The following is a 23,731-nucleotide window of genomic DNA, read 5'->3' as shown; positions in this document are numbered from 1 at the left end:
AAAAACGGAACGCGCAATTATACTAAACTTTTAAATTAATTTGTTACGATTTTCCCTTAAAAATGAGCGTGTTAGCAGTCAATTTCTGTGCCAACACTTTCATTCTATGGGGATGAATCTTTAATCATGATTTGTAACTTAGCCATTTCTTCAGCACTCCAGCCTGATTGTCCCAAACTTTTTTCATCAATCAACTTACCCAAACCTAACACCACGGCCTCAAATTCAGCCAACAGGAAACCTTCATCATCAGGGACTGGAGACTGCTCAATCAATGCCAACTCTGCTTGATAACCATTGGCATTCATCCAATTAAGCCCTGCTTCTGCAATAAATTGATTAAACTGTAATGACTCGATTACACCGCCTAAAACACTGTGATCACGTTCATTTGATCTAAATAAATCTTCACAAAATTCTGGTGCGAAGAAATCTGCCCACTCTGGTCTTTTTAGGAGAATCCGCACCATTTTCAATGGCATAGTGACGACTCGACTGACCTTAACACTCTGAGAGGTTTTTTTACCTGAGTCGGACTTAAACTGAGCAAAACCAGACTTGACATCCATCTGTTTTTCTACACGCCAAGTGGGCAAACCGACCACCTCTGCAACGCCTTCCGCCAATAGGAACTGATATAAATCCTGCGCTGATTGCACGTAAGGCTGTGCTAATGCGACCAACTGCTGACGTCCTTCTATCGAGTTTACAGGAGAAGATAACCGACCCTGCAAACCTTGTAGTAAAAAAGCCGACAAAGGCAAGGCTTCCTTGATTCTCGTTTGAAAACCCTCAAAACCATCTTCACGAATCATCGAGTCTGGATCCTGACCTTCCGGCAAGAACAGAAACTTGACCGAACGTTCTTGCTGCATCAGGGGTAATACCAACTCTAAAGCCTTCCATGCCGCCTTAAGTCCGGCAGAGTCGCCATCAAAACAGAAGACAATCTCGTTAACCTGCCTGAACAAGATCTCTATATGGTCAATCGTCGTCGCTGTACCCAGTGTTGCAACCGCATTATGGACTTCAAACTGAGCCAGCGCGACAACATCCATATACCCTTCTACCACCAAAATACTTTCAAATTTTTGGCGTGATTGGCGCATCTCGTACAAACCGTACAAAGTCCTACCCTTATGAAATATGGGCGTTTCTGGCGAATTCAAGTACTTAGGTTGTTCATCACCCAAAACACGTCCGCCAAAAGCAATCACTCGACCCCGCCCATCACGAATAGGGAACATGATTCGGTGCCGAAACCGATCATAGAGTTTGCCATCTTCTTTTTGCACCAATAGACCAACTTCAACCAACTGTTGCTTTAATTTCGCATCGGCTTTAAGGCCAGAAACCAAACTATTCCAACCTGGTGGCGCTAATCCAATCACGAACTGTTTAGCGATCTCAGCACTTAAGCCTCGAGCCTTTAGGTAGGATTTGGCTTCAAGCGCAGACGCATGGTCTCGCAATTGATGACGATAAAATTTGGCTGCCAAATGCATCACATCATATAAATCATGTTGCTTCTGCTGTTTGACTTGTTGGGCTTTCTGCCTTTCTGGTGTTAACTTTTCACGTGGAACTTCCATACCATACTGTGAGGCTAAGGTATCAACAGCTTCAACAAAAGACAGCCCCTCATATTCCATTAAAAACTTAAGAGCATCCCCACTGGCACCGCATCCAAAACAATGATAAAACTGTTTGGTTGGACTGACATTAAAGGAAGGTGACTTCTCATCATGAAAAGGACAACAGGCTTTATAGGAAGTGCCTGCTTTTTTGAGGGGAACACGCTGATTTATAACTTGCACCACATCTGCTCGAGATAACAAACTCTCGATAAAGGAACGCGGAATTGATCCAGACTGACTAGACATACTCACACCTTATCCACAGAAAAATACACAGGTCATTAAACGCAAAAACCCGCCAGTGATTCACTGGCGGGTTTTAAATTGGGTCGAAATCATTTTATCTAAAACAACTTATCACAACAGAGCTTAAAAAGTTAAAAACGTTTTAAACTAACTTTGCTTTAATCAGCTTACTTACCACACCCATATCGGCACGACCTTGCATCGTAGGCTTTAATAAACCCATAACCTTACCCATGTCTTGCATGGAGGCCGCACCACTAGAAGCCATGGCTTCATCGATAAGTCTGTTCACTTCTTCGTCTGTTAAAGCATCTGGCATGAAATCCTGAATGACCGTCATTTCAAAGGCTTCTTGCTCAGCTAAATCTGAACGATCTGCGTCCACAAATTGCTGATGAGAATCTCGACGCTGCTTCATAGCTTTGTCAACAATCGCTAGAGCAGCTGCTTCATCTACGGCAGCGCCTGAATCGATCTCAACCTGTTTGATTGCAGCTATCAAAGAACGCACTACAACTAGGCGCTCTTTATTCTTAGCTTTCATACAGGCTTTCATTTCAGCTGTAAGTCGTTCTTGCATCGTATTAGACATTAAGACTCATCCAATCCAATTATTAATACATACGAGTCGTACGACGGTTGTCGCGAGACAAACGCTTAGCTAAACGCTTAACAGCCGCTGCTTTCATACGCTTCTTAGCCCAAGTAGGCTTCTCATAATACTCGCGCTTACGAGTCTCAGTTAAAACACCTGCTTTTTCACAAGCACGCTTAAAACGACGTAGTGCTACGTCAAATGGTTCAGTATCTCTGATCTTTACGCTTGGCATAATTTTACCTAATTGATTTTTATATATCGGTTCTTATTCACCACGCAAGAAATGGAGAACAGCGGAAAACGTAGGATTATAATTTCGTAGCCGACATTTTGCAAACCTTTTTATGATAAAAAACGAGATTGTTTGTTAAAATTCAGCCACTTTGAATGAGAGAGAAGAATACGCCATGTTGGTTTTAGGAATAGAAAGCTCGTGCGATGAAACAGGAATCGCCCTATACGATACTGATAAAGGCCTAATTGCCGATACACTTTACACACAAGTCGAACTACATGCGCAATATGGTGGTGTCGTACCCGAACTGGCTTCTCGTGATCACATCCGTAAATTAACACCACTCATTCTACAGACCTTAGAAGATGCTCACATTTCTAAAGACGCACTGGATGGTATCGCTTACACAGCTGGGCCCGGTCTGATTGGCGCATTACTGACTGGAACTTCCGTTGCGCGCAGTCTGGCTTATGCACTCGACATCCCTGCAATCGGTGTCCATCATATGGAAGGTCATCTTCTTGCCCCCATGTTAGAGGATAACAAGCCTGAATTCCCTTTTATCTGTTTATTAGTTTCCGGTGGGCATACCATGATTATTCGTGTCGATGGCATTGGTCAATACAAACTACTTGGTGAAACTTTAGATGATGCTGCGGGTGAAGCTTTTGATAAGACCGCTAAATTACTTGAACTCGGCTACCCCGGCGGTCCGAATGTATCCAACCTAGCTTTAAAAGGTGAATCCGGGCGCTACATTTTTCCACGACCAATGGTTGATCGCCCTGGTATAGATATGAGTTTCAGCGGTTTAAAAACATTTACCCGTAACACTTGGTTGAAAGCGGTTGCAGAAGGGGACTCTAGCGAACAAACTAAAGCGGATATTTGCCGTGCATTTGAGCTGTCTGTTGCGGAAACCCTGACCATAAAATGCAAACGTGCTTTAGAGCAAGAAGGCCTAAATCGTATTGTGGTTGCGGGTGGCGTCAGCGCCAACCGTGAGATTCGAGCTAAACTAGACCAACTCATGAAGAAACGTCGTGGCGAATCCTTTTACCCAAGACTGGAGTTTTGCACCGACAATGGCGCAATGATTGCCTATGCGGGTGCACAGCGATTATTAGCAGGACAGTGCAATGATTTGAATTTTGCCGCCACGCCAAGATGGTCTTTGGAAGACTTACCACCCATAAAGGTTACCCTTAAGGAGTGATTGCCCTTAATTTTGTCATCACTAGATTGACCAGGCCTGGTCATTCTTGAAAAAAGCATTTAAATCTAAATTCAAACCTACTCTGAGCCTTTTTTATTTTTAAACAACCCCTCTTCACCACTCATCAATCGCTGGATATTGCCACGATGGCGCCAAAAGAGGAATACTGTCATGACAGCCGTCAAAAACACCCAACTGATTTCGCCTGATAAAAAATAGATATAAATCGGGGCTAATGCGGTGGCAATTAACGCGGATAAGGATGAAACTTTAAGCACTTTAGCGACAAATAACCATGTTGCTCCAACCGCTAGACCGATTGGCAATGACAAACCAAACATCACCCCCAGCATAGTAGCGACACCCTTCCCACCTTTAAAGCCAAAAAATACCGGATACAAATGGCCTATAAAGGCCATAAAACCTACCAGGATAATAAACTTGGCTTCCAAATGCATCCAGTGCGCTATGAGTACAGGAATCAACCCTTTTAACATATCGCCTACCAGAGTAATAGCCGCCGCTTTTTTGCCCTTGTCTCCGCCGATACGCAGAACATTGGTTGCACCTGGATTACCTGAGCCACCCTCTCTTGGATCTGGCAATCCCATTATTTGACAGACAATAATAGCCGTCGAAATCGAGCCTATTAAATAAGCCGCAATCATAAAAAGTGTTATCTCTAATTCCATCGTGTTTCCTTTAAAATATGCATTGCTACGACACACTCATCAGGTATTGAAATAAGGAATACTCATAGAGGTCGTGTAAAGATTGAATGATTTTACTAGAAGTAGATAATAGACGTTCAGATAAACACCCCTATCAACGTGAAAACGCCCAGAAACCGACTATTTTCAAGGAAGAACATGGACATCATCTTTATTCAAGGCCTAAAAACCCAAGCCATTATTGGTATTTTTGATTGGGAACGTGAAAACCGCCAACCTTTGATTTTTGACATTGAGATGGCGGTACCCATTGCCAGTGCGGCAAAAAGCGACGACATTGATGACACGGTCAGTTATAAAACGGTCTCGGATGAAATTATTGAACTCGTCGAAAACAGCTCTTATGAACTACTAGAAAGCCTAGCCGAAGCGATTTGTCTGCACATTTTAAGCACGCACAAAGCGGTACAAAGCATTCAGTTAAAGGTCGGAAAACCTCAAGCTGTCGCAGAAACCGATACTGTTGGATTGATCATAACCCGACATCAAGAAAAGTAACGCTTAGACTGCCTTTTAGTCGCCTGCCGCAGTTATGGCTCTTGTGCCGCACTTTTGATTAACGGCACAATATGCTCCATGTGTAAGCAAGCGTTTTGCTCAGTTATTTTATCTAACCCAACATAATCTTCCTCAAACTGACGACAATTTTGTTTCGATAGGTTTTTAACAATTTTATTATAAAGCCCATCGCCTTTTGCAAGACGAACAATTGTTACCAACTGCTCTGGCGTGAGTTGCGGAGCAAATTTCTGCACGATACGGTCATCAACACCGACCATTTTGTTGGCCAATACTCGGTAAGCTGCTAATTTACGCTGGTGACCCTCCTCATCTGCAGTATTAGGATGATTTAAACGCTGTTCAAGCACAGTATTGAGGGCTTTAACGACCTCAACAGGCAATGAAAATACAACTGGACCAATCTCTAGCTCAAACTCACCAGACTCTTTTCGTTTTGCTTCAATATCCATACTATATTCCTGCCTAAATATACTTTGTATCTGTTGAGGTAAACTCAATCTGGCCTAAACTTTCCAATTCAAAAGTCTTTTCGACAATTCGACGAATCGCACCTTTCAATATTTCTTTATTTGGCATGCTTGCATTGGCTAGGTCAGCCTCAAATTGTTTGGCCAAAATACCACCCGTATTTTTCATGATCAAGTCATTGAGTTCAGGGTCATTCGCCACCATCATAAACATCAATATATCTTTATTATCTAACACCCTTAAAAGATTCTGGCACTCCAAATCCTTCAATGCCTTAATTCTCAACCCTAACTTAATATAACTCTTTAACATAGAATGGCTTTCGCCCTGCTCTAACGCTAATAAGTGCGCTAAAGTGATATTCAATAGTGCCACTGAAAATTGATCCATCTTTACGGCAGCACAACCCATATGAACTAACCATTCATTTTCATGAAGTTTTTTTAATCCGACCTTCATAGTGAACATTTCTCTTATCAAGTAGTTATGAACTAAATTAGGTTTAGGCATCGTGAGTAAATTTAAACTCTACTCAAAGCCAAATGGACAGCAAACAGCTGACCATGCAATTTAGAACGTAGTAGCGGTTTATGCATGTTTGTTGCATAATACCACATCCTTTAATAAAACGATTTCATACGAAAAAATGCGCTCTAACACATCTTCTAAAAACCATCGTCATACAGCGCTGCCAACCCCTTCAGCCGAAGGGATTAAACACAGTCAGCAACTGAGTAAAAAAATTAGAAGTACGCTGACACGGCATAAGCAGTTAACCTTTGCCCAGTATATGGATAAAGCACTTTATACGCCAGAATTAGGATATTATGCAAGCGCATTACCCAAAATTGGCACGCAGGGTGATTTCATAACGGCTCCGGAAGTTTCACCGATTTTTTCGCGTTGTTTAGCCCACCAAGCAATACAGGTACTTGAACAACTCGAATCCCCTAATATTTTAGAATTTGGGGCCGGTAGTGGCGTCATGGCTAAAGATATTTTATTAGAGTTAGCGCAACAAGGACAAGCCATAGAACGGTATTACATTCTAGAAATCAGTGCGGATCTACAACAACGCCAAATCACTAGATTAAAGAATGAATTGCCCGCAGAACTGTATAAAAAGATCGTTTGGCTAAGTGAGTTACCGAGCAAACCGCTTTCTGCTGTTATTATTGCCAATGAGGTACTCGATGCCATGCCGTTTGAACGGTTGCGTATCGAGCCAGAGCAAGCTCTACAAGGCTATGTTATTTACAATGAAATCGCCGAAAAATTTGAGTGGGACTACCGACCGATTGTGGATTCGGGCTTGCAAAAATTTGCCAATCAACTGATTAAAAATATTGGTAAGGTCTCTCATTTAGGCTATGAGACGGAAATCAACCTCAATATCAAACCGTGGTTAAAATCACTCAACCAACGCCTAACACAAGGTGCGGTGTTTCTAATAGATTATGGCTATACTCGTCAAGAGTACTACCAGCCTGCTCGCGTAATGGGCACATTGCGTTGCCATTACCAACATCGTGCACATAGCAATCCTTTCTTTTATCCTGGACTACAAGACATTACCGCACATGTCGACTTTACGGCGGTAGCTGAAGATGGGTTTGACAGTGGCTTTAGGGTGGCTGGCTTCACAACTCAAGCAAATTTTTTAATGGGCTCTGGATTACTAGAGATGTCCGCAGCGCCTGAAGCTTCGATTACAGAGCAAATTAAAATTGCCCAACAGATCAAAACCCTGACACTGCCTGATGAAATGGGCGAAAGCTTTAAAGTGATCGCTCTGACTAAACATATTGATCACCCACTTATTGGCTTTAGCGTCCGGGATTTACGACATCAACTGTAAGAATTCACAACAATATTACGATTAAACACGAGACTTAGGAACCAACCATGGATATTTTTCAAGCCGCTATTTTAGGCATTATTGAGGGCCTTACTGAATTCTTGCCCATCTCATCAACAGGTCATTTAATTGTCGCCAGTGAGTGGATGGGATTGGAACAAACGGATCAAAACAAATCGTTTGAAGTCATTATTCAAGTCGCTGCTATTTTGGCTATTTTCTCGCACTACAAAGAGAAATTCAGTCTTCAGCATATTCGCCTTTGGACCAATGTATTGATTGCTTTTCTGCCTCTCGCCGCGATTGGATTTTTATTCCATACTCAAATTAAAGCGCTATTTACCTTAGAAACAGTGGCATGGATGTTTATTGTGGGTGGGATCATCTTTCTGATTATGGAAAAATTCTATCGAGAAGAGACTCATCACACTCGAGACATTGAAGATTTAAGCATCTCGCAAGCATTCTGGATTGGGATTGCACAAATGTTCGCACTTATTCCGGGCACAAGTCGTGCCGGAGCCTCGATAGTCGGTGGTATTCTGGTTGGATTAGACCGTAAAGCATCCGCTGAATTCTCTTTTTTACTGGCCTTACCGGTATTAGCTGCGGCATCTGGTTTAGATCTCGCCACACACTATTCTGAATTTGCTAACACATCATGGTTACCTTTATTGGTCGGCTTTGTCATGGCCTTTATTATGGCCTACTTAACCATGAGTTTATTTATCCACTTCCTAGCAAAATTCACCTTTAATGCTTTCGGGATTTACCGCATTATATTTGGAATTGTACTGTTGATCTGGTTTGTTTAAACTTGGTTCACAAGTAAGAAGGTTTCGATAAAAAAACTCATGCATACCACATGGATAAGGTACATCACTTTCTCTTTTATGGAGTATTGATATTATGGTTTTCAGGTGTTGCTCTGCAAGCAATGCCCCTTGTTATGATTCATTCGACCCTATACTGCACGCATACTTGATCCTTTATACATGCTTGCCAAAAATGAATAGCGCAAGGTTTTAGTGGCTTGATTATCTCGTTAAAAGGCTGGATATTTTATTCCTTGATGCAAGAAGAAAAACCATATCACTCTCTATCAATTAAATAACTTAACTGATGACAATTTTTGTCCCTAACTGATACTCCTCAGGAGACAGCATGCTTCGTTTTCATACCGCCCATCAAAGCCAGATCATCGACCAAATTGCTATTAAAGAAAGGAACATCCCTGGGATTCTTTTAATGAAAAGAGCCGGTTTATTTGCTTTTGAAACCTTACAACACCACTTCAGTAACCCACAATCCATCGTAGTATTTTGTGGTACCGGTCACAACGGTGGTGATGGCTTCGTGGTGGCTCAGTTGGCGTTACTGGCAGGCATGGAGGTGCATGTTTTGCTCCATGGCAATCCTGAGTCCATTCAGGGGGATGCACTGATTGCCTACCAAGAAATGCTTGCTGTCGGCATGACCACCAGCCCCTTTGCTGAAAGCATTATCATTCAAGCAGATGTTTTGGTGGACGCCCTATTTGGCACAGGGCTCAACCGACCGATTAGCGGTCAACTCGCCAAACAGATCCAATGGCTCAATCATCTAAAAAAACCCGTATTAGCATTGGATACACCCAGCGGCTTACACGCGGATACCGGTGCCATTTTAGGTCAAGCGATTCACGCGACCCATACTTGTACTTTTATGACTCGAAAGTTAGGCTTACATACTTTTCAAGGTACTGATACCGCCGGAAAAGTGCACTACAGTCGCCTGTTCTTACCATTAGAAATTCTCCAAAGCCAATCACCTCTTGCATTGAACCACCCCCTAAAATACTGGATGAATAAATTACCTGAGCGCCTCGCTAGCCAACATAAAGGGGTCGCTGGAACAGTTTGCTTAGTGGGCGGAAACCATTCGATGATGGGTGCTATTCAGCTTGCCGGTTTGGCGAGCCTAAAGGTCGGAGCAGGCCTGGTCAAAGTGATTACCCATTCAGAACACACCGTTGCCATTACGCAAAGCATTCCTGAGCTGATGTGTTATCAGCCTGAAGAGTTAACCATTCAAGCCAATCTTGCTAACGTGGTAGGGATTGGACCCGGACTAGGGCTAGACGATTGGGCTAAAACGCTCTATCAACAAGTCTTGGACGTGCCTTTACCGAAAGTCGTCGATGCGGATGCGTTGAAACTACTGGCCCTAAATCCGCAAAAACACAGTAATTGGGTACTGACACCGCATCCTGGAGAAGCCGCTTTATTACTCAATATGACTACACCTGAGATTCAAGCCAATCGCATCCAGGCCATTAAGGCCTTACAACAGAAATATGGCGGCGTGATTGTCTTAAAAGGCAATGGCAGTTTAATGTATGACGGCAAACATTTAGAAATTTGTCTGGCGGGTAATCCAGGCATGGCCGTAGGTGGGATGGGGGACGTGCTGACTGGCACAATAGCGACCTTTATTGCCCAAGGTTTATCCCTTTGGGATGCCACCTGTTTAGGCGTTTCATTACATGCACATGCTGGAGATGTGCTCGCCCAACAAAAAGGCCAGCCCGGAATATTACCTTCCGAACTGGCCTCTGTTATGAGCCAATTAATGAGTTATCGAGATTAAAATTAATGACGGTTCAGAAAGTTCAAAGTTAAAGTTAATCCACCACGCGGCTTCCACGGATTAAAGTCATTTTTCCCTCCCTGCTACTTCGGTAAGAAATCAGCCAAGACTTTAAAAACTTCAAAAAGTTCCTCTTCGGTCTCAGCGATAATATTGATATGGCCTAACTTACGTCCAGCACGCTCCTCTTTATCGTACAAATGTAAAAACGCTTTTGGCACTTTTAAAACCTGATCGATTGGACCCGTTTCGCCAATAATGTTAATCATCGCGGCCAATGGCTGACGTGGTGTCGTTGCGCCTAAAGGCAAACCCGTGATTGCACGTACATGATTTTCAAACTGCGAAGTCATCGCACCTTCAATGGTCCAGTGCCCTGAGTTATGCACTCGAGGCGCCATCTCATTAGCGACTAAACCATCAACCGTTTCAAATAATTCTAACGTTAAAACACCAACATGATCTAACTCATCCAGCAAGCTCTGCATGTAAGCTTCGGCTTTTTGTTGTGTTTTTTCTGAAACTTTACGCGCTGGCGCAATGGTATAGCGCAAAATGCCTTCGTGGTGCACATTTTGTACTAATGGATAATAAACATGTTCATTATTGGCATTACGTACCGCCACCATCGATAATTCACGCTGGAAGTTAATAAACCCTTCTAACACCAATTCACGTCCACCAATTTCTGACCAGGCCTGGTCAATTTGATTTTCGTCTTTTAAAACAAACTGGCCTTTACCATCATAGCCTTCAGTGGTGGTTTTTAAAACGGCTGGCAAGCCAATCTTTGCGACGGCACGTTTTAAGCTTTCAAGGGAATCTACGATTTGATAAGGTGCACAAGGAATATTGAGCTGGTCAAACATCCCTTTTTCTCGACCACGATGTTGAGCTGTATACAAAGACTTCTCACCAGGGTAGACCGGTGTAGTTTTTGCAATTTCACGTACCATCGCCACATCGGTGTTCTCACTTTCATAAGTAATGACATCCGCAAAACTCGCTAAATCCGCCAGAGAATCCACGTCATCCGATTGCATATACATATGACCCAGCAGCGCAGACGGTTCGCTTTTATTACTGCCGTAGAAACCAAATTTTTGGCCCAACGGGTAACCCGCAATTGCCAACATGCGACCGAGCTGTCCAGCACCTAATACACCAATACGTTTTGTAATCGGGGTCATCATTTTCTCCATGCAATGGCATCTATTATCAAATTCAAAGCTGTAAGGCTTAAACCAAGTTTCCTAAAATAAAAAACCGTAGACAAGCATTTTAACAAAGGCTTGACCTACGGTTTTAAGATATCAATATTCTTTTGTCTTCAGACGGTTTGTGACTCCGCGTTAAATGCGGGGATCTGAATTCTCTAAAACAGTTTGAGTTTGTTCCGCTCTAAACGCGTTAACCGCAGCACGAATGACGGGATTAGAATTACCAACAATTTGTGCCGCCAAAATACCCGCATTCTTAGCTCCCGCATCACCGATGGCTAAGGTGCCGACAGGAATACCGCCCGGCATTTGAACAATTGACAACAATGAATCTTGACCACTCAGCGCTTTAGATTGCACCGGTACACCCAGCACTGGCACCACAGTTTTAGCCGCTACCATACCCGGCAAATGTGCAGCACCACCGGCTCCAGCGATAATAACCTGCAGTCCACGCGCCTCAGCTTGATCAGCATAGTCAAACATTAAGTCAGGCGTTCTATGCGCCGAAACGACCTTCACTTCATGAGGCACTCCAAAAAGCTCTAACATGTCTACCGCATTTTTCATGGTTGGCCAATCAGATTTTGACCCCATAATCACACCAACAACAGGCAATATCAATTCTGCCATGATTCCACCTAACTTAGCCTAAAGCTTCGAAAAAACGGAGTATTTTACACTCCAATGAGAGATTATTCAATTTTTAGCAAAAATCGGTTTATCCTTCTACTATAGATGAGATCACCTTCTGATATTTAAATATCTCTAGGGATTCTTTAATTTAAGGTTCGCTGATATAAACACACCTACGATTACTGAGATAATTAAAGTTGGCTAATTTTTACCCTCCACTTATACACGGCATCAAAAATCATGACGGCAAACGGCTCAAGATTGACTTTCACTGACTGCTTGAAAACCTTGGCCCACAGTTTAGGAATATGGATGAAGTTTATTTGCTCGAGGATCAACTCTGATAAAGTGAGTTGAGAATGGGTGGCTCGAGTATTATGCGAAGCAGGCCAGTCAATAGAGACTAAATCCACCGCCTAATTTGCCAAAACCAGATTATTGACAAAGGGTTCAAACCCGTTGGCGTTGAATCTAATCTATCTAAGAATATCATTCTCACAAAAACGAGTTTATTTGAAGGCTTGTTTTAAGGAATAAGATGTAATGAGTTGTATTTGCGGAGCTGGGTTTAATTCAGTCTAACTCAACTCACCCGAGTCGATAACAGCAAAAGTATCTCCTCCCAAAGACTTGGCTTTCTTTTTCGCTAAGGTTGCATAGGAAGCTAGTCTTTGTTGATGACTAAACACACCCTCTTTAACGAGCAAAACACCGAGCGATAAACTCATCATCGAAAAAAACGTAGGTTCACCTTCACGACTCACCCCTTGAATTCCCCTACGCAATCTATCTTCTGGTAAGTAAAACTGCATAATTTCTTTTCTAAACTCATTCAAAACACCATTGCAAATGGTTTGATAATCACTCACTCGAGACGATACAATAATAAAATCATCCCCCCCGATATGGCCGATAAAATCTACATCAGGCTGAATATGACGCATCAAAATATCAGACATAGCGCGAATAATATCATCGCCTTGGTCAAAGCTGTAATAATCGTTATAAGGTTTAAAGTGGTCAATATCCACATAGATCACTACAAAGGGCATCTGCTGGTTTAAGAAGCCTTGAATGGCTCTTTGAATCGGTACATTACCCGGCAAGCCAGAAAGTGGGTTGGCATATTGGGCGCTTTCCATTTTCAGATTAGTCATGATACGAAGCAAATCCATAAATTTACCACAACCTCTAAACTCATCGTTTTCGGCAACGATAAAGGCGTCCCCCTTATGACTACCTTGATAATCTGTAATCAAACGACTTACCTCAACCAAAGGCATATCAATATCGACTACGACAGGGGCTTTATCCATAATATTTGCAATTGATTTTCGGTGATACAAATCACGACCAAATCGTCGTGCTAGCAAATCCATCAAGTCCCTCCGCCAAACAATTCCGACTATTTTTTTATCATCGACAATCGGTACAAAATCAATATGCGTTTCTTTAAGCAAATACTCCGTTATTAAACCAACCTCATTGTCCGGGTGAAAGCTATCACAAGCGTGCACAATGCACTCAACCGTTTCATCTACTTTAACCGCGACAGGACCAGCGACTACTGGCCACTGATAATCTAGTGTACGAGTCGGCACGGTCTGAGGCTTTTTAAAAAGATAACCTTGCACATAATCAACACCGAGCCCCTCTAACACTTTCAATGTCTCTTCGTCTTCAACCCCTTCTGCAACTATCTTAGTATTCAATCCTTTTGCTAAGGCGCAAATCGTTTCCATAAAACGCCTTTTGTCCACATCAACATCAAGCCCAGATACAAAGTGTTTATCAATTTTTACAAAATCCGGCTTCACCTCAGACCAGATACGTAAACCGTTATAACCCCCTCCTAAATCATCAATGGCTACCTTGAACCCCATTTCTCGATAATGATTAATAGATTCTACAAATAAAGAAAAATCTTCAACGGGCTGCAGTTCAGTAATCTCAATAACGACTTGCTCAACACTGATCCCGAGTAGCTTTAGACAATCTAATGTCACACCACTTTGATGTCCGCCTTGCATCAAAGCGTTGACGGTGACATTAATAAACAAAAATTCCGACGAACCATACTGTTGATATTTTTCGATGGCAATTTGCCTTGCTAACCAATCCATTTCAAATAGGCAACCATGCTCTTCTGCCACGTGAAATAGGTGCAATGGGCTGTATAACGGAGAATTTTCTGGGCCTCTAATCAGAGCTTCATAAGCAAATACCTGACGATTTTTGATATCAACAATCGGCTGAAAAACGGGGGATAAATTTCGCATAGATAGAATTGAATATAATTCTCGTCCTAAAACCGAATCCTGCAGTTCATATCTTAGACAATCACTTAACTGGATTAAATCCTTCGTTTGACACTGTTGTAACACAACTTACTCTCTGCTTGAATGGTGTAAAGAAGAGCACTATAGCAAAACCATATAAAATATTTTCGACAAGCTAATGACCGTTTTGTTACCAACTAAAGTCCTTTGACATTGAGCACCAAAAACAATACAAAACATTCCAGTACTTGACCCAAAAAGTCTTTTAAATCATAATAAGCCCTTAGCGCCGATTTGATAGATCAGCTTGCGGGCGCATTAAAAGTACGGCTAAAGCGAGGAATCAGTATGTCTTATACATTCCCGTCTTATTCCCCGTACCTCGTTAATTTAAATTTCATTCTCACTGATACTTCGAGGCACACACATGACTAAAACGACAGTATTTACCTCAGAATCCGTTTCTGAAGGCCACCCAGATAAAATTGCAGATCAAATTTCCGATGCGATGTTGGATGCAATCCTTAAGCAAGATCCTAAAGCACGCGTTGCATGCGAAACGTTTGTTAAAACCGGCATGGTTATGCTCGGTGGTGAAATCACTACTGAAGCTTGGGTAGACCAAGAAGAGTTGGTCCGTAATGTCGTCAAGGAAATTGGCTACAATCACGGTGACTTAGGTTTTGATGGCGAAACCTGTGCCGTACTTTCTTCTATCGGTAAACAGTCTCCAGAAATTGCAATGGGGGTAGATGACTCTGCCGAGCATGAACAAGGTGCAGGCGATCAGGGCTTAATGTTCGGTTATGCTTCAAATGAAACCGATGTGCTTATGCCTGCACCCATTTTTTATGCACATCGTTTAATGGAACGCCAGGCTCATGTTCGAAAATCAGGGATATTGTCCTGGTTAAGACCAGATGCTAAAAGCCAGATTACGTTACGTTATCAAGATGGGAAACCTGTCGGAATTGATGCGGTTGTTTTATCCACACAACACAATCCTGAAATTGACACCAACACCTTACGTGAAGCAGTGATGGATGAAATCATTAAACCCGTCTTACCTGAAGAGTGGTTGCACAGTGACACCCAGTTTCACATCAACCCCACCGGTCGTTTTGTCATCGGAGGTCCTGTTGGGGATGCCGGCTTAACGGGGCGTAAAATCATTGTGGATACCTATGGTGGCATGGCACGCCATGGTGGCGGTGCTTTCTCTGGAAAAGATCCATCAAAAGTAGATCGTTCTGCTGCCTATGCAGGTCGCTATGTCGCTAAAAATATCGTAGCTGCTGGCTTAGCAGATAAGTGTGAAATACAAATTTCATATGCCATTGGCGTTGCTGAACCAACCTCTATTAGCCTAGAAACCTTTGGTACAGAAAAAGTTGATATTACACTGATTGAACGCCTAGTACGCGAACACTTTGATCTGCGCCCAAAGGGTTTGATTGCCATGCTAGACTTATACCGTCCTATCTACCAAAAGACAGCCTCTTACGGTCATTTTGGTCGTGAACTACCCGAATTCACTTGGGAAAAGACCGATAAAGCTGCTGTTTTACGTTCTGATGCAGGCCTATAAAACCGGCGTTAAGCCTAGGGTCGAAAAACGATTCCATAAAATACAAACTTAACCGTAGCCAGGCCTGGCTACAGTTAAAAAGTAGAGCAAACACATGATTAAATCACAGCATAAATACCCACAAAAATTCAGCTTAGAATTCTTTCCTCCTAGAACGGATAAAGGCACTGAGAAGCTTAAGACAGTCATCGATGAGCTAGGCACATTGAATCCAGATTACATGTCCGTCACTTATGGTGCTGGTGGTACGACTCAAGCGAAAACCTTAGAAACCGTCCAGTATATTCAAGAGCAAACTGATTTTGCAGCCGCACCGCATTTAACCTGCATTGGCGCATGCGAAGACAGTGTAAATGAACTGTTAGACCTCTATGAAACCATGGGCATCAAACGAATTGTAGCGTTACGAGGCGATTTGCCATCTGGCATGATGGATCCCGGCGAGTTTAAATATGCGAGCGATTTAGTTAAATTCATCAAAGACACCCGTGGTGATCGTTTTCATTTAGAAGTCGCGGCGTATCCTGAAACCCATCCACAAGCGCGCAATTGCGATATTGGGATGAAATGGTTTAAGCATAAAGTGGATCAAGGGGCTGACTCAGCCATTACTCAGTACTTCTTTAACTTTGACAGTTACCGTTATTTTATCGATAACTGCGAACGAAATGGCATCGATTTACCGATTGTGCCAGGCATTATGCCGATCACCAACTACGAAAACCTGATTCGCTTTTCTGAAGGCTGCGGTGCTGAAGTGCCTCGCTGGTTGAAATGTCGTTTAGAAAGCTTTGATGATGACAAAGAGAGTCTCTTGTCCTTTGGTAAGGATGTTGTGCAAGAATTGGCGCAAAATCTATTAGATGCGGGCGCTCCCGGCATTCACTTTTACAGCATGAATAGCATTGAACCGACTTTGGAAATCACCAAATCTCTAACATTTAAATAAGTTCATCTTAATTAAGTTCATTTTAAGGGTTAGCAATATGCGCATTTCACGTCTATTCTTAGAAGGCAACTATCAAGTTAATCAAACGATTGCGTTGCCCAAAGAACAGGCGCATTATGCATTAACGGTGTTACGTCTTAAACATGGCTATTTGATTGAAGCCTTCAATGGATCAGGATTGCTCGCTACGGGTAAACTCATCGTGACCAGTCGGCGTACAGCTGACTTGCATATCGAATCCGTCGTAAAATCCGATAACGAATCCCCTTTGAAAACCGTCTTAGTACAAGGCGTTTCCAAAGGGGATCGAATGGATACCACAATCCAAAAAGCCGTTGAGCTCGGGGTAACGGCGATTCAACCGATTCTCACGGAACGCTGTGATGTTAAACTGGAGGTCGATAAGTTAGAAAAGCGCCGTAACCAGTGGCAAGCCATTGTGATTAATGCCTGCGAGCAAAGTGGTCGCACAGTCGTTCCTATCATATTCCCGATTCAAAGCTACCAGGCCTGGTTAGAAGCACAAAACCCGGACCAACCGATCTTTGGTTTAGTATTGGACCCTCATGCTGAACACAACTTAAAGACGGTAAAAGCACCTACTGCAAGCACGCCGATACAATTGCTGATAGGCCCTGAAGGTGGCTTAAGCGAAATAGAAGTCCAGCAAGCAGAAACCATAGGACTCATTCCAATACAACTCGGCCCTAGAGTACTGCGCACCGAAACCGCCGGCCCTGCAATTTTAGCTATATTACAATCACTCTGGGGTGATATATAACCGTGGTAATGTTCATAAAGCATCAGGCGGCCGCTGGCGAAAAGTGAGCAGCCCAACCAGTCGACGTTAACTTACACGAGCATAAATAAGAATCGCTCTCAGATATTTAAAATACAGTTATAATAGTCAAATCATAAAAGCTCAGCGAGCCTGAGCCCCACAATCTTCAGAAGAGATTCACCAATGCCTTCAATCAATCATGTTCCACATCTACAAACGGCTTTAAAAGGCCCTCTGCTCAAGTTGGAAAAACATCTTTTAGATCATCGAACAGAGATTGAATCTTGGTTTCGTAAGCAGTTTAAAAACACTCCAGCTCCTTTTTATTGCTCAGTCGATTTAAGAAATGCGGGGTTCAAATTAGCGCCCGTGGATACAAACCTATTCCCTGCCGGTTTTAATAATCTACACCCTGATTTACGTTCTTTAGCAGTGCATGCGGCACAAACCGCTGTAACGCAAGCTTGCCCGATAGCCGATGGTGTCTTAATCATCCCAGAAAGTCACACCCGAAATACCTTCTATCTTGAAAACCTCTTGACGTTACAAACCATCTTGGAAAGTGCCGGTTACGAAGTCCACATTGGCTCACTTATTCCAGATTTAGATGCCCCTCTATTAGTAGAGCTACCTTCCGGGAATACCTTGACGTTAAAACCGTTAATTCGCAAAGGCGAACGTATTGGAGTCGATAACTTCTTTCCTTGTGCCGTTTTATTAAACAACGATTTGTCCGGTGGTCGACCAGAAATTTTAGAGGGCATTGAGCAAACATTACTGCCGCCGATGGATTTGGGGTGGTCAAATCGTTATAAAACACAACACTTTGATCACTATTCCGATGTGACCGAAGCCTTTGCGAAAATTATCGATATTGACCAGTGGTTAATCAACCCGACCTCAATCTCTTGCGGTCCGATTAACTTTAAAGAACGTACTGGATTTGAAGATCTGGCTAACACGGTGAACCGAGTCTTAGATGAAACTAAGGCGTACTACGAAACCCATCAGATTGACTGTAAACCGTTTGTCATAGTAAAGTCCGACAGCGGCACATACGGGATGGCTATCATGTCCGTCAACAGTGCAGATGAAATTCTGAACTTAAACCGTAAACAACGTAACAAGATGGCGTCAGTGAAAGAAGGACTGCAAGTAGAGCAGATGCTGGTTCAAGAAGGCGTCTACACCTATGAAACCGTTAATGGCGCGGTTGCTGAACCGGTGGTCTACATGATAGGCAGTCAAGTCATTGGCGGATTTTACCGTATTCATACCGGAAAAAAAGCCACCGACAACCTGAATTCGCCAGGCATGCATTTCGAACCCCTCTCGTTTGAAGAGTCATGTGCCCTGCCAGATGACAATCAGAATCCTGATGCCAGTCCGAACCGTTTTTACGCTTATGGCGTGATTGCACGCTTAGCTTTATTGGCTGCCGCGCGTGAGATTGCCGTTGCAAAGGATGCGCTAACCGATTTAACAGACATTTAGGTAAGCACTTCAATGGGGAAAGGTTCAATCTCTGCTGACCTGACAAGTCTTTAGTTCATTGCTACATCAACTCCTTTGCTGTAGCAGACTTATTGAAGAAGTCTACTAACGAAACACACACTGAGGAGTCCTATCCTATGTCCATTCTGAACTTAGACACTCATAAAAAAAAACCCTCAGCTTTTTCATTGTTTAACCTAGGCTTTAGGCCATTTTTTTTAGGGGCTGGGTTATTTGCCATGTTGGGCATGTTGATTTGGTTTTTTCTTTTGCAAGGCTTACTGAGTTTACCGCTAGACAACCTATCCGTCACGCAGTGGCATGCACATGAGATGATATTTGGCTTCACGATGGCGGTCGCTGCTGGATTTTTACTGACCGCTGTCAAAAATTGGACGGGCGTTAACACTCCGTCCGGTCGCCCTTTAGCGATCCTATTTTCACTTTGGATAGGTGGACGAATCGGTTGGTTTCTTCCAATATTATTCCCCGGATTTGGCTTCGAATTACTCCTCATCACCGCATTGCTCGATCTTCTCTTTAACCTCTATTTCGCAATTGCATTTGCCACCCCCATTTTCCGTGCTAAGCAGTGGAAGCAAAATGACTTACTCGCCAAAATCATCTTAATGGGCTTATTCAATATCATCTTTTATTTAGGCCTGTTTGGCATATTAGAGCAAGGTATGGCGTGGGGAAATACTGGTGGCTTTTTTATTATTCTGGCATTGATTATGACGATGGGACGCAGAGTCATACCCTTCTTTATTGAAAAAGGCGTTAAAGAAACCGTCTCTTTAGCGAATCCGAAATGGATTGATTATAGTAATTTAGGATTGCTCTTACTGCTCATGTTGTCTGAATTATTTTTAGACAATGCTGTCATCACTGCATTCATTGCTTTAATGCTATTTTTTGTCGGTAATATGCGCCTCATCAATTGGTATACCCCTGGAATTTGGGCAAAACCGATGCTATGGAGCCTCTATTTGGGCATGGTTTTTATCCAAATTGGATTTTTACTCTATGTTATCACCGCCTTCCAACCGACCTTTCACTCCTTAGCGATTCATTCGCTCGCTGTTGGAGGCATAGGCTTGATAACCTTAGCAATGATGACTCGAGTCAGCCTAGGTCACACAGGCAGAAACGTCAATCAACCACCTAAACACCATACTATGATATTGTCATTGGTTGTCTTAGCCACTCTGGTGCGAGTGGTTTTGCCAATGATTGCACCTGAACAGTACGGCCTATGGATGATCAGCGCTCAATTTTTATGGATACTGGCTTTTGCTCTGTTTTGTTGGTCTTTTATACCGATGCTGGTTCAAAAACGCGTAGATGGGCATTTTGGTTAAATGACACAGCCAGGTACAATAGCAACAAATGTGTTAACTCAATGAAACCCGAGTGACTCAAAATGGATTTAAAAGGATAAGAAAATGCTTAAAGTCGGCATAGTAATGGATCCCATTGCAAACATTAAACCACATAAAGACAGCTCCTTTGCGATGCTGTTAGAAGCTCAACGACGCGGTCATGAATTGGTTTATATGCAACCTGAAGATCTTTATCTGAAAGATGGCCAGGCCTGGTCAATTACCCGTGGCCTTAACGTATGGGATAGGCCTAAAACAGAACAATATTTCGACTTCGACGGCCGTCATGACATCGCACTCAACACGTTAGATATCATTTTGATTCGCCAAGACCCCCCATTTACCAATGACTACCTCTATAGCACACATATTTTAGAGTTGGCCGAAGCGGAAGGCGTTTTAGTGGTGAACAAACCCCAGAGCTTACGTGATGCGAATGAAAAATTGTTTGCCAGCTGGTTCTCACAATGTATCCCCCCTACGATCGTCACCGCCAATGCAGATAAGTTACGAGCTTTTATAAGTCACCATCAAGACACTATTTTTAAACCGCTGGATGCGATGGGCGGTGCTTCAATCTTTAGGGTTAAACAAGATGACCCGAATATTAGCGTCATCATTGAGACCATGACCGACCATGGCAAACACCACATTATGGCGCAAACATATTTACCTGAGATTAAAGCAGGTGATAAACGTATTTTGCTGATAAATGGTGAGCCACTTGACTACACCTTAGCGCGTATTCCAGCTGAAGGGGAGACTCGCGGTAATATCGCTGCAGGCGGAACCGGTGTGGGCATGCCAATCACCGAACGTGAACGTTGGTTGTGTGAACAGATTAAACCGACACTTAAAGCCAAAGGGCTGTATTTTGTTGGTTTGGATGTTATTGGTGATTACATTACCGAGATTAATGTGACCAGTCCAACCTGCATTCGTGAGCTCGACGCGCAATTTGATTTAAATATTGCCGGCACTTTGTTTGATTGCTTGGAAGCACAGATTGAACTCCAAAAATAATGTACTAAACTCCAAACTGTTAGAAGCTTTTACATTAACTTTTTAGTATGACCACGCCAGGTGAATTTTTTATTGACTGAAATGCAGTCATGACAACACCTTATAATGAACCCTTACCGTTCAATGATTATGTTAGATGAAACTTATGTCAGAAAATAAATATAAACACCTCCAAATTCAACAACCACACCAGCGACTATCATGGACGCTTGGACTTGCACTTTTGCTGCTGTTAACAAGCTGTTCCAGTCAAAATTCGCCCCCCACTAAAGCGACTATTGTGGTCTTTGGTACCTTAGTTGACATTACTCTATACCATCCTGATGTCAAGCAAGCAGAAGCCGCGATTCAACAAGTTGAAACTGAATTTTTTCACTTTCACAAAGAGTGGCATGCTTGGGAAAAAGGTGGCATTATCGGCAAAATTAATCAAGCCATTGCCCAATCGCAACCTATTAATGTCCCCTTGAGCGTTAAAAACTTCATTATCAAGTCGCAAAGTTTAACCAGGGCAAGTCAGAAGTTATTTGATCCTGGCATTGGTAAATTGATTGCACTCTGGGGATTCCACAAAGAGACCTGGTCTGGCCCACCTCCCTCAGAAAAATCTATTCAGCATTGGTTAGACCAACGCCCTTCTCTCCTGGATATTTATTTTGAGGGGTTAACCCTCTATAGTAAGAATAACCAAGTACAACTGGACTTCGGCGGCAATGCCAAAGGACTTGCCATCGATATGGCATTAGATATCATTGCTAAGGCCGGCATTAAAAGTGCCATTGTGAATATTGGCGGCGACATGAAAACTCTGGGGTTGAAAAACGGCCAGCCTTGGTCTGTCGGTATTCAAAACCCAAACAACCCTTCGAACGTGGAAGTCGCTATTCACCTGAACGCGGACGAAAGCATTGTCACTTCCGGTACGTATCAGCGTTACTTCGAATGGCATGGACAACGTTATTCTCATATTATTAACCCGAATACTGGCTATCCGGCTCAAGGTTTTGCTTCCGTCACCGTATTACATAACGATGCTACTACGGCTGATGCCGCCGCGACTGCCATCCTGATTGCGGGCCCAAAAAACTGGTTAAACATTGCTAAAAGTATGGGGCTAACCTATGTTTTATGTATCGACAATCAGGGTAAAATCCTGCAAACAAAAGCCATGGCAGAACGCACGAAACTGTTATAATTTTCGCTATGAAACAATTGCCCTCTTTTGAACACAACTTTCTGATCGCCATGCCATCTTTAGACGATAGTTGGTTTGAAAAAACCGTCATTTATATCGTGGAAGATAATGACCATGGTTCGATGGGACTCGTCATTAATATTTCCCATAAATTAACCGTGCACGATCTACTTACTCACTTTGACTTCCCCTCACATCCTGACAGTCTTTTTTTAGAGGGCACCGTACTTAAAGGTGGACCAGTGGATATGGAACGCGGATTTATTCTGCATCATCCCTCAGGTGAATGGAAAAGTTCGATGCTTTTGCCTGATGACCTGGCCATGACTGTTTCAGATGATTTTATAGAGGCACTGAGTCATAATGAAAGCCCCGAACAATTCCAGATTTGTCTCGGATTTGCAGGCTGGAAACCTGGCCAGCTGGCACAAGAGCTGAAAAGTAACAGTTGGCTGACCATCCCTTACAATCAATCGCTATTGTTTGACACACCCATCGAAAACAGATGGGAAGTCGCTCTAAATACGTTGGGGATTTCGCCCGAGTTTTTAACACTGGAGGCTGGACATGCCTAATCAAAAGAGCAACCCATCTTCATTAAAAACTAAATCAACACCCATGTCAGGGATTGTACTGGGCTTTGATTTTGGTCTACGCCGTATTGGAGTGGCCGCTGGTCAAACCATCACCCAAACAGCGACGCCAGAAACCATTGTCAAAAGTAAAGATGGTAAACCGGATTGGGAACATATTAGCAAGTTGTTTGAAAACTGGAAGCCTGTTGCCATCGTCGTGGGTTTACCACTGCATTTAGACGGAACCGAACAAGCCTTGACTCAACCAGCCCGTAAGTTTGGTCAACGTTTAAGTGGCCGCTATCACTGCCCCGTTTTTTTTATGGAAGAACAACTCAGTTCAATTGAAGCAGAAGGCCGTCACCTTAAGCAAACTCACTTGGATGACCATGCTGCACAAATTATTTTAGAGAATTGGCTAGAAGCGAACATAACTCAAAACGCCCTTTAAGGCAACGTTCGGCAATTCT

General features: G+C 42.9%; 24 protein-coding genes. 14 read left to right on the top strand and 10 right to left on the bottom strand.

The features are described from left to right. Positions 1-104 precede the first annotated feature (104 nt). The 3 genes from dnaG to rpsU form a co-directional block, all read right to left on the bottom strand. Entirely contained in the window at positions 105-1,883 is a 1,779-nt protein-coding gene (gene dnaG / locus F612_RS0109865) for a DNA primase (RefSeq protein ID WP_019557606.1), read from the bottom strand. Between the two features lie 142 nt (positions 1,884-2,025). Continuing rightward, the gene (locus F612_RS0109860; RefSeq protein ID WP_019557605.1) at positions 2,026-2,475 is read right to left on the bottom strand and encodes a GatB/YqeY domain-containing protein; all 450 of its coding nucleotides are present in this window, start codon (positions 2,473-2,475) and stop codon (positions 2,026-2,028) included. Between the two features lie 22 nt (positions 2,476-2,497). Continuing rightward, entirely contained in the window at positions 2,498-2,713 is a 216-nt protein-coding gene (gene rpsU / locus F612_RS0109855) for a 30S ribosomal protein S21 (RefSeq protein ID WP_019557604.1), read from the bottom strand. A 175-nt stretch (positions 2,714-2,888) separates the two neighbouring features. Between rpsU and tsaD the strand changes: the two genes are divergently transcribed. Further along, positions 2,889-3,932: a tRNA (adenosine(37)-N6)-threonylcarbamoyltransferase complex transferase subunit TsaD gene (gene tsaD / locus F612_RS0109850; RefSeq protein WP_019557603.1), complete on the top strand. Its 1,044-nt coding sequence runs from the start codon at positions 2,889-2,891 to the stop codon at positions 3,930-3,932. A gap of 77 nt (positions 3,933-4,009) precedes the next feature. Here the strand turns inward: tsaD and plsY are convergent, their stop codons facing one another. Next, entirely contained in the window at positions 4,010-4,624 is a 615-nt protein-coding gene (plsY, locus tag F612_RS0109845) for a glycerol-3-phosphate 1-O-acyltransferase PlsY (protein WP_019557602.1), read from the bottom strand. Between the two features lie 177 nt (positions 4,625-4,801). Here plsY and folB point away from each other — a divergent pair, with 177 nt between their 5' ends. Further along, positions 4,802-5,161, top strand: coding sequence for a dihydroneopterin aldolase (gene folB, locus F612_RS0109840; RefSeq protein ID WP_019557601.1), 360 nt, complete (start codon positions 4,802-4,804; stop codon positions 5,159-5,161). A 32-nt stretch (positions 5,162-5,193) separates the two neighbouring features. Here folB and F612_RS0109835 read toward each other — a convergent pair whose 3' ends face one another. After that, positions 5,194-5,634: a FliG C-terminal domain-containing protein gene (locus F612_RS0109835; protein WP_019557600.1), complete on the bottom strand. Its 441-nt coding sequence runs from the start codon at positions 5,632-5,634 to the stop codon at positions 5,194-5,196. Between the two features lie 13 nt (positions 5,635-5,647). Further along, positions 5,648-6,112: a FliG C-terminal domain-containing protein gene (locus F612_RS0109830; RefSeq protein WP_019557599.1), complete on the bottom strand. Its 465-nt coding sequence runs from the start codon at positions 6,110-6,112 to the stop codon at positions 5,648-5,650. 187 nt (positions 6,113-6,299) lie between these two features. Between F612_RS0109830 and F612_RS0109825 the strand changes: the two genes are divergently transcribed. From F612_RS0109825 to F612_RS0109815, 3 genes are all read left to right on the top strand, one after another. After that, positions 6,300-7,511, top strand: a complete 1,212-nt coding sequence (locus F612_RS0109825; RefSeq protein WP_019557598.1) for a class I SAM-dependent methyltransferase — start codon at positions 6,300-6,302, stop codon at positions 7,509-7,511. Positions 7,512-7,558: 47 nt separating this feature from the next. Continuing rightward, positions 7,559-8,326, top strand: a complete 768-nt coding sequence (locus tag F612_RS0109820; protein ID WP_019557597.1) for an undecaprenyl-diphosphate phosphatase — start codon at positions 7,559-7,561, stop codon at positions 8,324-8,326. Between the two features lie 349 nt (positions 8,327-8,675). Continuing rightward, complete coding sequence (locus F612_RS0109815) at positions 8,676-10,139, top strand: bifunctional ADP-dependent NAD(P)H-hydrate dehydratase/NAD(P)H-hydrate epimerase (RefSeq protein WP_019557596.1); 1,464 nt, start codon at positions 8,676-8,678, stop codon at positions 10,137-10,139. 83 nt (positions 10,140-10,222) lie between these two features. Here F612_RS0109815 and F612_RS0109810 read toward each other — a convergent pair whose 3' ends face one another. The 4 genes from F612_RS0109810 to F612_RS0109795 form a co-directional block, all read right to left on the bottom strand. Continuing rightward, positions 10,223-11,329 carry a 5-(carboxyamino)imidazole ribonucleotide synthase gene (locus F612_RS0109810; RefSeq protein WP_019557595.1) on the bottom strand — a complete coding sequence of 369 codons (1,107 nt, stop codon included), beginning with the start codon at positions 11,327-11,329 and terminating at the stop codon, positions 10,223-10,225. 162 nt (positions 11,330-11,491) lie between these two features. Further along, the gene (purE, locus tag F612_RS0109805; protein ID WP_019557594.1) at positions 11,492-11,992 is read right to left on the bottom strand and encodes a 5-(carboxyamino)imidazole ribonucleotide mutase; all 501 of its coding nucleotides are present in this window, start codon (positions 11,990-11,992) and stop codon (positions 11,492-11,494) included. Positions 11,993-12,186: 194 nt separating this feature from the next. Then, complete coding sequence (locus F612_RS0109800) at positions 12,187-12,408, bottom strand: hypothetical protein (protein ID WP_019557593.1); 222 nt, start codon at positions 12,406-12,408, stop codon at positions 12,187-12,189. Between the two features lie 165 nt (positions 12,409-12,573). Beyond that, entirely contained in the window at positions 12,574-14,379 is a 1,806-nt protein-coding gene (locus tag F612_RS0109795; RefSeq protein WP_245539537.1) for a GGDEF domain-containing protein, read from the bottom strand. 322 nt (positions 14,380-14,701) lie between these two features. Here F612_RS0109795 and metK point away from each other — a divergent pair, with 322 nt between their 5' ends. From metK to ruvX, 9 genes are all read left to right on the top strand, one after another. Next, positions 14,702-15,862: a methionine adenosyltransferase gene (metK, locus tag F612_RS0109790; protein WP_019557591.1), complete on the top strand. Its 1,161-nt coding sequence runs from the start codon at positions 14,702-14,704 to the stop codon at positions 15,860-15,862. A 94-nt stretch (positions 15,863-15,956) separates the two neighbouring features. Continuing rightward, positions 15,957-16,811: a methylenetetrahydrofolate reductase [NAD(P)H] gene (gene metF / locus F612_RS0109785; RefSeq protein WP_019557590.1), complete on the top strand. Its 855-nt coding sequence runs from the start codon at positions 15,957-15,959 to the stop codon at positions 16,809-16,811. 37 nt (positions 16,812-16,848) lie between these two features. Beyond that, the gene (locus F612_RS0109780) at positions 16,849-17,592 is read left to right on the top strand and encodes a 16S rRNA (uracil(1498)-N(3))-methyltransferase (RefSeq protein ID WP_019557589.1); all 744 of its coding nucleotides are present in this window, start codon (positions 16,849-16,851) and stop codon (positions 17,590-17,592) included. Positions 17,593-17,775: 183 nt separating this feature from the next. Next, positions 17,776-19,086 (top strand): glutamate--cysteine ligase, encoded by a 1,311-nt coding sequence (gene gshA, locus F612_RS0109775; RefSeq protein WP_019557588.1) that lies wholly within the window; start codon positions 17,776-17,778, stop codon positions 19,084-19,086. Positions 19,087-19,223: 137 nt separating this feature from the next. Further along, on the top strand, positions 19,224-20,447 hold the full coding sequence (locus tag F612_RS0109770) for an NnrS family protein (RefSeq protein ID WP_019557587.1): 1,224 nt from the start codon (positions 19,224-19,226) through the stop codon (positions 20,445-20,447). An 84-nt stretch (positions 20,448-20,531) separates the two neighbouring features. Continuing rightward, complete coding sequence (gene gshB, locus F612_RS0109765) at positions 20,532-21,491, top strand: glutathione synthase (protein WP_019557586.1); 960 nt, start codon at positions 20,532-20,534, stop codon at positions 21,489-21,491. A gap of 145 nt (positions 21,492-21,636) precedes the next feature. After that, positions 21,637-22,686: an FAD:protein FMN transferase gene (locus tag F612_RS0109760; RefSeq protein ID WP_157760537.1), complete on the top strand. Its 1,050-nt coding sequence runs from the start codon at positions 21,637-21,639 to the stop codon at positions 22,684-22,686. A gap of 8 nt (positions 22,687-22,694) precedes the next feature. Continuing rightward, the gene (locus F612_RS0109755; RefSeq protein ID WP_019557584.1) at positions 22,695-23,261 is read left to right on the top strand and encodes a YqgE/AlgH family protein; all 567 of its coding nucleotides are present in this window, start codon (positions 22,695-22,697) and stop codon (positions 23,259-23,261) included. Further along, positions 23,254-23,712, top strand: a complete 459-nt coding sequence (gene ruvX / locus F612_RS0109750; RefSeq protein ID WP_019557583.1) for a Holliday junction resolvase RuvX — start codon at positions 23,254-23,256, stop codon at positions 23,710-23,712. The genes F612_RS0109755 and ruvX overlap by 8 nt, the downstream gene beginning before the upstream one ends. The last annotated feature ends 19 nt before the right edge of the window (positions 23,713-23,731 follow it).

This window comes from Thiomicrorhabdus arctica DSM 13458, from assembly GCF_000381085.1.
GTDB lineage: Bacteria > Pseudomonadota > Gammaproteobacteria > Thiomicrospirales > Thiomicrospiraceae > Thiomicrorhabdus > Thiomicrorhabdus arctica.
This window is presented reverse-complemented; position numbering and strand designations above follow the sequence as displayed.

Coding starts and splice junctions, on each gene's coding strand:
- ruvX (WP_019557583.1), top strand. CDS start 23,254: ATGCCTAATCAAAAGAGCAACCCATCTTCATTAAAAACTAAATCAACA.
- folB (WP_019557601.1), top strand. CDS start 4,802: ATGGACATCATCTTTATTCAAGGCCTAAAAACCCAAGCCATTATTGGT.
- F612_RS0109820 (WP_019557597.1), top strand. CDS start 7,559: ATGGATATTTTTCAAGCCGCTATTTTAGGCATTATTGAGGGCCTTACT.
- F612_RS0109755 (WP_019557584.1), top strand. CDS start 22,695: ATGAAACAATTGCCCTCTTTTGAACACAACTTTCTGATCGCCATGCCA.
- plsY (WP_019557602.1), bottom strand. CDS start 4,624: ATGGAATTAGAGATAACACTTTTTATGATTGCGGCTTATTTAATAGGC.
- F612_RS0109810 (WP_019557595.1), bottom strand. CDS start 11,329: ATGACCCCGATTACAAAACGTATTGGTGTATTAGGTGCTGGACAGCTC.
- F612_RS0109815 (WP_019557596.1), top strand. CDS start 8,676: ATGCTTCGTTTTCATACCGCCCATCAAAGCCAGATCATCGACCAAATT.
- F612_RS0109770 (WP_019557587.1), top strand. CDS start 19,224: ATGTCCATTCTGAACTTAGACACTCATAAAAAAAAACCCTCAGCTTTT.
- F612_RS0109760 (WP_157760537.1), top strand. CDS start 21,637: ATGTCAGAAAATAAATATAAACACCTCCAAATTCAACAACCACACCAG.
- metF (WP_019557590.1), top strand. CDS start 15,957: ATGATTAAATCACAGCATAAATACCCACAAAAATTCAGCTTAGAATTC.
- F612_RS0109780 (WP_019557589.1), top strand. CDS start 16,849: ATGCGCATTTCACGTCTATTCTTAGAAGGCAACTATCAAGTTAATCAA.
- F612_RS0109830 (WP_019557599.1), bottom strand. CDS start 6,112: ATGAAGGTCGGATTAAAAAAACTTCATGAAAATGAATGGTTAGTTCAT.
- metK (WP_019557591.1), top strand. CDS start 14,702: ATGACTAAAACGACAGTATTTACCTCAGAATCCGTTTCTGAAGGCCAC.
- dnaG (WP_019557606.1), bottom strand. CDS start 1,883: ATGTCTAGTCAGTCTGGATCAATTCCGCGTTCCTTTATCGAGAGTTTG.
- F612_RS0109860 (WP_019557605.1), bottom strand. CDS start 2,475: ATGTCTAATACGATGCAAGAACGACTTACAGCTGAAATGAAAGCCTGT.
- gshA (WP_019557588.1), top strand. CDS start 17,776: ATGCCTTCAATCAATCATGTTCCACATCTACAAACGGCTTTAAAAGGC.
- rpsU (WP_019557604.1), bottom strand. CDS start 2,713: ATGCCAAGCGTAAAGATCAGAGATACTGAACCATTTGACGTAGCACTA.
- gshB (WP_019557586.1), top strand. CDS start 20,532: ATGCTTAAAGTCGGCATAGTAATGGATCCCATTGCAAACATTAAACCA.
- tsaD (WP_019557603.1), top strand. CDS start 2,889: ATGTTGGTTTTAGGAATAGAAAGCTCGTGCGATGAAACAGGAATCGCC.
- purE (WP_019557594.1), bottom strand. CDS start 11,992: ATGGCAGAATTGATATTGCCTGTTGTTGGTGTGATTATGGGGTCAAAA.
- F612_RS0109825 (WP_019557598.1), top strand. CDS start 6,300: ATGCGCTCTAACACATCTTCTAAAAACCATCGTCATACAGCGCTGCCA.
- F612_RS0109835 (WP_019557600.1), bottom strand. CDS start 5,634: ATGGATATTGAAGCAAAACGAAAAGAGTCTGGTGAGTTTGAGCTAGAG.